Source organism: Nonomuraea basaltis, from assembly GCF_005893125.1.
Taxonomy (GTDB): Bacteria; Actinomycetota; Actinomycetes; order Streptosporangiales; family Streptosporangiaceae; genus Nonomuraea; species Nonomuraea basaltis.
Map to the genome: position 1 here is coordinate 1 of NZ_VCJS01000533.1, position 1,593 is coordinate 1,593.

Consider the following 1,593-nt stretch of genomic DNA (forward strand, 5'->3'; position numbering starts at 1 on the left):
TGACAATCCCCTCGAACCGTTGAGACTCGGATAGATCATTTTCGGCTTTTAGGATCTTGCTCGGTTGTCGCCTCACGCGCCGCGCGCTCGCCGGGTCAGGCCTGGGCCTGACCGCTGTCGCTGAGCCAGGGGCCGCGGAGGCTCCGGGGTCAAGGGCGAGCCCACAGGGCCGTCGCCGGCAGGCGATCGCGAAGCGACCCTTGAGGCTGGAGAGGGCGGCCCCGTATGCTGCGCGGCGCAACCCCCGGTCCCGCGGGCAGGCGTGGATAGATCGTGGCGGCTCATGCCGCCTCCTTCTTCTTTCGCCGTGCTGCGGCCCGGGCCTGCTTCTTCTGCGTGATCTCGGTACGGATCTTCTCCTGCACGGCCGCGTCCAGCTGCTCGAACTCCACCGGTGGACGCAGCCCGTTGGCGGTGTGCAGCCGGCGCTGGTTGAAGTCATCCACCCAGACGGCGACCGCGCGCCTGGCCTGCTGGTGGGTGGCGAACGGTCCGGCCAGGCGCAGCAGCTCGAACTCCATCGAGGAAAACAGCGCCTCGGACGGGGCGTTGTCCAGCGCCGATCCCGTCCGGCCCATCGACTGGCTGATCTGCAGCCGCTCGCAGGCGGCCCGGAACAGCTGCGCGGTGTATTCGCTGCCGCGATCGGTGTGCATCACCACCCCGGCCACGCTCCCGCCCCGAATCGCGACCGCCATCTGCAGCGACGCGGTCGCCAGTGCGGCGTCATGGTGCTCGCTCATCGCATAGCCCAGGATCCGGCGGGAGAACAGATCGGAGACGGCCGCCAGCTGCAGTGTGCCCTCGCCGGTGGGAATCTCGGTGCCATCCCCGATCCACCGCTGATCCGGCCCGCTGGCCCGGAAATCACGCTGGAGCTGGTCGGGGGCGTGCCAGCGGCCACCGTCTTGCCGCGTGGTGGATTTCCGTTTGCGGCCCGGCCGGGCGGCCAGCCGATGCTCACGCATGATCTTCGCCACCGTGTTGTCCGACACCCTCCAGCCGCCCTCACGGCGCAGATGCTCGGCGATACGTGGGGAACCGTCGGCGCCCTTGCGTTTCCAGAACATCGAGATCACCGCCTCGACCAGCCGTAACCTGCGACGTTCCCGCCCGCTGGGTCCCTGACGGGCACGGGCCAGCCACTTATACAGCCAGGCCGGCGAGCGGCCCACCGCCCGGCACGAGGTCGCGTATGAAATGCCATGTTCGGTCCTCTGAGCGTCGATGAACGCGGCCAGTTTCACCGGGTCGTATCGGTCACCCAGAGGACCAGACTGCGCTTGAGGACATCGCACCGCATCTGCAGCTCGGCGTTTTCGCGACGCAGCCGGGCCAGCTCGGCCCGCTCATCGGCATCCAAGACGCCGTTCCCAATGGCCAGCGCCTTGCGCTTGCGGGCCATGTTCACCCAGTTGGCCAGCGTCCCGGGATTGATTCCCAGGTCCCGGGCCACCTGCGCGATCGGCTTGCCGGTCTCCTCGACGATCCGGACAGCGCCGTCCCGGAAGTCGGGATCGAACCTTCGTCGTGTCTCTGCCATCGCCTGGTCCTCCTCTTAGGCGATGCCTCAACGATACGAGGGGAAACCCA

General features: G+C 68.2%; 2 protein-coding genes. Both read right to left on the bottom strand.

Features of this window, described 5'->3' with window-relative positions; genetic code table 11:
• Positions 1-281 precede the first annotated feature (281 nt).
• Entirely contained in the window at positions 282-1,298 is a 1,017-nt protein-coding gene (locus EJK15_RS69185; protein ID WP_338089983.1) for an IS3 family transposase, read from the bottom strand.
• Positions 1,244-1,543 (bottom strand): transposase, encoded by a 300-nt coding sequence (locus tag EJK15_RS69190; protein WP_138720905.1) that lies wholly within the window; start codon positions 1,541-1,543, stop codon positions 1,244-1,246. The genes EJK15_RS69185 and EJK15_RS69190 overlap by 55 nt, the downstream gene beginning before the upstream one ends.
• Positions 1,544-1,593 lie beyond the last annotated feature (50 nt).

Bases quoted from the DNA above. Each gene is read 5' to 3' on its own strand.
- EJK15_RS69190 (WP_138720905.1), bottom strand. From the start codon at position 1,543: ATGGCAGAGACACGACGAAGGTTCGATCCCGACTTCCGGGACGGCGCT.